This window comes from Pseudomonas sp. 05T35 (genome assembly GCF_056396605.1).
Genome location: NZ_JBFTLU010000334.1, coordinates 1 through 6,063 on the forward strand (window position 1 = coordinate 1; position 6,063 = coordinate 6,063).

General features: G+C 61.1%; 5 protein-coding genes and 2 pseudogenes. 6 read left to right on the forward strand and 1 reads right to left on the reverse strand.

Annotation, left to right across the window (positions count from 1 at the left end):
* Positions 1–84: 84 nt before the first annotated feature.
* Together AC1DH9_RS21885 and AC1DH9_RS21890 are read left to right on the forward strand one after the other, a co-directional pair.
* Positions 85–300, forward strand: a pseudogene (locus tag AC1DH9_RS21885) (HAMP domain-containing protein); the annotation flags it as partial.
* A gap of 87 nt (positions 301–387) precedes the next feature.
* Positions 388–1,155 carry a methyl-accepting chemotaxis protein gene (locus AC1DH9_RS21890; protein WP_427546918.1) on the forward strand — a complete coding sequence of 256 codons (768 nt, stop codon included), beginning with the start codon at positions 388–390 and terminating at the stop codon, positions 1,153–1,155.
* Between the two features lie 57 nt (positions 1,156–1,212).
* Here AC1DH9_RS21890 and AC1DH9_RS21895 read toward each other — a convergent pair whose 3' ends face one another.
* Entirely contained in the window at positions 1,213–2,811 is a 1,599-nt protein-coding gene (locus tag AC1DH9_RS21895) for a winged helix-turn-helix domain-containing tetratricopeptide repeat protein (RefSeq protein WP_442114585.1), read from the reverse strand.
* Positions 2,812–3,070: 259 nt separating this feature from the next.
* Here AC1DH9_RS21895 and AC1DH9_RS21900 point away from each other — a divergent pair, with 259 nt between their 5' ends.
* The 4 genes and pseudogenes from AC1DH9_RS21900 to AC1DH9_RS21915 form a co-directional block, all read left to right on the forward strand.
* Positions 3,071–3,832 (forward strand): SDR family oxidoreductase, encoded by a 762-nt coding sequence (locus AC1DH9_RS21900; RefSeq protein ID WP_427546781.1) that lies wholly within the window; start codon positions 3,071–3,073, stop codon positions 3,830–3,832.
* A gap of 82 nt (positions 3,833–3,914) precedes the next feature.
* Entirely contained in the window at positions 3,915–4,328 is a 414-nt protein-coding gene (locus tag AC1DH9_RS21905; RefSeq protein ID WP_123583725.1) for a cupin domain-containing protein, read from the forward strand.
* 97 nt (positions 4,329–4,425) lie between these two features.
* A pseudogene (locus tag AC1DH9_RS21910) lies at positions 4,426–5,378 on the forward strand (HlyD family secretion protein).
* On the forward strand, positions 5,375–6,063 hold a 689-nt coding region (locus AC1DH9_RS21915; protein WP_477808768.1), incomplete at its 3' end, for an MFS transporter. The pseudogene AC1DH9_RS21910 and the gene AC1DH9_RS21915, both read left to right, overlap by 4 nt.

Below are 6,063 nucleotides of genomic sequence, written 5' to 3' on the forward strand. Positions count from 1 at the left end.
GCCAATATCTGGACATCGCCCGGCCTTGGTTGGCGCTACGTCGGTTTGATCGAGTATGGAGAAGTCATGGGCGCGGCCACTCGCATGACCTACCTGACGGCGGCTATCGTGGCAGTGCTGGTGCTGCTTTTTGCGCTGCTCGCGGCGGCGTTCGCCAGGGTGATCGTCAAGCCTATCGGCCAGGTCAGCACGGGGTTGCAATCAATTGCCGAGGGCGAGGGCGATCTGCGCCGCGATCTTGAGGTGCAGGGCAAGGACGAAACAGCAGAGCTGGCAGGCTGGTTCAACAAGTTTCTCGCCGCGATACGCCAGTTGATACAACGTATCGGCGCAGCATCGACCAACCTGCAGGATGCCTCGCGCGTCAACAGCGAGGTGGCCAACAACATGAACCAGGCGGCCGGTCGTCAGCGTGAAGCGGTGGAGTTGGTGTCCACTGCATTCAACGAAATGGTCGCTACCGCCAACGAAGTGGCCCGTTCGTGCAGTACGGCAGCCGACTCCGCCGAGAACGGACACCACCGTGTGGCCGAAGGCAAACAGCAGATCGAGTTGACCACCCAGAACGTCAACCGCCTGGGTCGTCGCTTGACCGAGTCTTCCCAGGCCATGGTGGAGCTGGAAGAAGGCAGCCGCAGCATCAACCAGATTCTGGGCACCATCCGCGCCATTGCCGAGCAGACCAATCTGCTGGCGCTGAACGCGGCGATCGAGGCTGCCAGGGCGGGTGACCAGGGCCGGGGTTTTGCCGTGGTCGCGGATGAGGTCAGGGCCTTGGCCAAACGCACATCTGACTCCACCGGGGAAATCGACCAGTTGCTCAACACGCTCGGCAGCAAGACCCAGGAAGTTTCGCAGAAGATGGAAAGTTGCCTGGACCTGTCGCGTGCCAGTGTGTCCTCGATCGAGAGCGCACGTGACAGCTTTGAAGGCATCCAGTTGTCGGTCAATGAAATCAGGGATCAGAACCTGCAGATATCGGCGGCGGCGGAAGAGCAGCACAGCGTGGCCGAAGAGATCAATCGGCATATCCAGCAAATCTATGACGAGGCGCGGCTGGTCGAAACCCTGGCCAGCTCTGCACAAGAAGACTCGGGCCGGCTTTCGCACCTCTCGAATGAACTGAACGGCCTGGTGGGGCGCTTCAAGTCGTAGAGGCATTGTGCGGTTGTAGTGTCCCGTTGATCGTGAGTACATGGATCCGTTCCACGATCACTCAGGCAGCCCGGCCAACCGCAGTCCATCGACGAAGCGCGCGAAATCCTCGGACCGTTGGATTGGTAGCCAGTCTTTCAGGTTGGAGAGGCGCAAAGAGGGGTCCAGTTCGCGTAGACGCTGCATCGCCAACCCCGCTTTATCCATTCGTCCGCTGAGGGCATGACTGGCCGCCACCAAGGCCACCGGGGCCAGGAAACTGGGCAGGTTGCCCAGCGCCTTTTCCGCCCATTCCGTCGTGGGATCGAAGCGCCCGGCGAAGAAATGCGCGAGCGCCATTCCCACCTGCATCCTGAACATTTCCGGATCCAGCGGACTCAAGCGAATGGCATGGGCCAGATGCTCGATGGCGGCGTCCGTTTCACCGCGCAGCGCGCGCAGGATACCGCCCAGGTACCAGGCGGGTGCGAGGTTGGGATTGAGCAGACGTGCTCTGTCGAGCAAGGCAATGCCGCCGTCAACATCACCGGCGAGATGGCTTAATGCATGTCCACCTCGCGTCAACGCGACCGCATCATCCCGGCCAAGCGTTACTGCCAGACGCGCAAGCCGTACGCCCTCAGCGATCTCTATCGTCCGATTGGTCATCCAGCCATTCAGCTTGCGCCAGAAGTGACACCAGGCTGCCATGCCATAGGCCGATGCAAATTCCGGATCGAGATCGATAGCCTTGTAGAACAACGGCAGCGCCTGGTCGATGGCTTCACGGGTGCCGTTGTGCAGTTTTGCCATTGCGCGCAGATAGTAGTCGTAGGCGTCCAGGCTTTCCGTGGGTTTTCGTTTGGCGCGTTCGATTTCTGCCCGTTCGAGTTGCGGCGCAATGGCACCGACGACGCTTTCGGTGATTTGATCCTGCAGCTCGAAGATGTCGTTGAGCGCGCCTTCGAAGCGCTCCGCCCAGATATGCGTCCCGTTCGTCGCGTCGATGAGCTGCCCGGTGATGCGTACCTTGTTTCCGCACTTGCGCACGCTGCCTTCCAGCACGTAGCGAACGCCCAGCTCCTGGCTTATGCCCTTGGCGTCCACCGTCCGCCCCTTGTAGGTGAAGCTCGAATTACGCGCGATGACGAACAGCCAGCGGATACGCGACAGGGCAGCGATAATATCTTCCACGATGCCGTCAGCGAAATATTCCTGCTCCGGATCGCCGCTCAAATTCTGGAAGGGCAAGACGGTAATCGAGGGTTTGTCCGGGAGGACGAGGGAGGAGGAGGGCATTTCCTTCGGGTCTGTGCGCGCGTGTTCGTCGATGGCAGGCTGGTCAGGCTGTTGCGCTTCGCCGATCCCTCCGACCTTGATCTGGCCGACGAAGCGGTAGCCCTTGCGGGCGACGGTGCGCACCAGGCGCTGTTCTTCACCGGTATCGCCAATGGCCTTGCGCACCGCATTGATGTGGCTGTTGATCGTCGACTCCGAGACGATCCGGCCGTTCCATACCGCCCTGAGCAAGTCGTCTTTGCTGATGACGCGATCGGGGTTGTTGACGAACAGCAGCAATAGATCGAAAACCTGCGGCCCGACGGCCACGACTTGCCCGCGCAAGGTGAGTTCCCGGCGCTCCTCATCGAGCAGGTAGTCTTCAAAAACGAATGGCAAAGTGAGGATCCCCTGGCGACGCGCCCTCAACTCCGTGTCCCAGGCGGCTGGCGATTAGTATTTGATATTGATGATACGGCAGCGCTAAACCCGCCGCACCGTCTGCGGCAGAGACGACGTCGAACTGCGGCGTCTTTGGACATAAAACCAAGCTTTCATGGAGGGAAAGCCACAGCAGGCACAAGGACTTCGTTCACGCGCGCAGGCAATCTCCCCTTACACCGACGCAATGGTTGCAGTCGATACGTGGAGAAAGCCCATGAAGATCGTCGTCATCGGAGGCTCCGGCCTCATCGGATCGAAACTTGTGAAGAACCTCCGCGAGCACGGCCATGACGTGCTCGCAGCCAGCCCCAGCACGGGCGTAAACAGCATCACCCGCGAGGGCCTGGCCCAGGCGATGGATGGTGCTGACATCGTCGTCGACGTGGCGAACGCTCCGTCGTGGGAGGACCAGGCCGTCCTCGAGTTTTTCGAAACGTCGAGCCGTAACCTGCTGGCTGCCGAAGCGGCCGCCGGGGTTCGGCATCACGTTGCACTGTCAATTGTCGGGAGCGAACGGCTTCCCGAGAACGGCTATTTCCGGGCCAAGGTCGCACAGGAAAACCTTATCAAGGCATCCGGCATTCCTTACTCCATTTTGCGTGCCACGCAGTTCTTCGAATTTGTCGGCGGCATTGCCCATTCGTTTACCGTCGGCGACGAGCTTTACGTTTCGCCGGCGCTGATCCAGCCGATGGCGTCCGACGACGTGGTGGCGGCACTTACCGACGTCGTGCTTGCAGCGCCGGTGAATGGCACCGTCGAAGTCGCGGGGCCCGAGGCCATGCCGCTCGACGAGCTGATCAGGCGCTTTCTGCGGGCCACTCAGGACACCCGCCAGGTCGTACCGGACGTACACGCGCGCTACTACGGCGCCGTGCTTGACGATCAATCGCTGACACCCGGCAAGAACCCGCGCCTGGGCGCGATCCGTTTCGAAGACTGGCTCAGCCAGTCAATGGCCGAAGCGGGCCGCTGAGGCCTCCAGGGACAACTCAGGAAGGCGTTGCCCTGGTAATGGGGCGCGCCGTCATAACACCTACCCACGAAGGAGTATTGCCATGGTTACCCGATTTCTCTTAGCCGCTGCTTTCGCAGTACTGTCGATCAGCACAGCGTCGGCCACTGAGCCACCCGCCGGCAAGGTGACAGTCGTGTTTGACCGTCCCATTCCCAACATCCCTGGCAAGAGCATGAAGGGTGTGGTCGTCGAGTATGGGCCGGGTGCTGCATCACCGTCCCACACCCATCCGAAATCGGCCTTCATCTATGCAACGGTCCTTGAGGGCGCGTTTCGCATCAAAGTCAAAGGCCAGCCGGAGAAGATCTACCATGCCGGCGAAAACTTCGTAGAGGAGCCGGGCTCCGTACACGAAGTCAGCGCCAACGCCAGCGCCACCGAACCTGCACGCTTATTGGCCGTGTTCGTCCTCGACACCGACGAAAAGACGCTCGTCACACCTATCAAAAAGTGAGCCGATCAACGCGCTCATAAATACTCGACAGCCGGGCGGCAGGCCACCGCCGCCCCGGGGCTGCCGCAGTGCATGGCATTGAACGGGAAATGAAAAAATGAACTCGCTCCAGGACAAGACCGCCATTGCTTCCGGTGCAAGCGCCGAGATCCCCGTCATAGTGGCTCGGCAAAGCAAGCGCAAGATATTCGGCATACTGCTGTGCGTTGGCGCCGCGGTGGTCGTGGCTGCCTGGGGGGCCATGGCAGTTTCGAGCAGCTCAACCTTGACCGATAACGCTTATGTTCGTGGTGACGTAACCTCACTCGCCGCCAAGGTGGCCGGCTACGTCACTGCGGTAGAGGTCGAAGACAACCAAACTGTCCAGGCGGGTGACGTGCTGTTCCGTATCGATGACCGGGACTATCGCGCCAAACTTGTGCAAGCAGAGGCTAATGTCAGTGCTGCAAAGGCGCGCCTGATCCATGTTGATGCGCAGACCCAGCTTCAGCGTGCGCTGATTCGGCAGGCCGAAGCCCAAAGACGTTCGGCCACCGCCGATATGAATCTTGCGACCAAGACCCATGATCGCAGCCGCAAACTGATCGTCAGCAACGCAGTGAGCCAAGCCCTGGTCGATGAAACCGACACGGCGCGGTCCAGAGCCGAAGCGTCGGTATCGGCCGCTTCGGCAACGGTTGAGGCACAACAGCAACACATTGCCGTCTATGCGGCAGAGAGAGAGGCTGCCGTGGCTGCCGTGTCGCAAGCACAGGCGGCACGTGATCTCGCCCAGATTGATCTCGACAACACCATTGTCCGCGCGCCTGTGGGTGGCGTCGTCGGAACGATGGCTACCCTGACACGGTACTTGAAGGCGTGGTCGATAGCTTTGCACCGGGGAGTGGGGCGGCGTTCAGCTTGCTGCCGCCCGACAATGCAACCGGAAACTTTGTCCGTGTCGTGCAGCGGGTTCCGGTCAAGATCCGGCTGGCCAACAATCCACTGCCGGGGCGCATCGTGCCTGGCTTGTCCGCGCGGGTGGAGGTGACGCAAGGGGAAGGCTCATGAACACCTTTGTCAGCGCCAAGGCTACGACTGGCGCCTTGCTCATCGTGGGCATCGTGCTGGCCACGCTGACGGAAGCGATCGCCGGCACCGTTCTATCGATTKGGCGCGGCCATATCATCGGTGACACCTACGCAACACCTGATGAGTTCGCCTGGCTGGACGTCGGCTACACCGCGCTAAAGCTGATCGGTTTCATCATGGCCCCATGGCTGATGCAGCGTTTTACTGCGCGTAACCTGATCATCGGTTCAACCCTGGCCATGGGCCTGGCGTGCTGCATCGCCGCCATCACCGCTCGGCTGGACCTGCTGATCGCGCTTCGCATCATTCAAGGCTTCGCTGGCGGCACCCTGCTGGTGGCGGGCCAGACGATGATTTTTCGTGCCTGGCCGCGTGCCCTTCAGCCGATCCTTCAAGCCGTGTTTGCCATGGGCTCCGTGGTCGCACCGGCGACTCTCGCCCCGGCCCTTCAAGGGTGGTTGATCGACAGCCAGTCCTGGACCTGGATTTTCTTCAGCGTGGTGCCGCTGGCCCTGGCGGCAAGCGGCCTTTTGCTCATCGCAGACCACCCCATGCCCGCCAAGGGCCGGCAGCGTCCCTTTGACTGGCTCGGCTTCTCTCTGATCTCGGCCACCCTGATCTGTGTTACCTACGTCCTCAGCCAGGGCAGCCGATGGGACTGGTT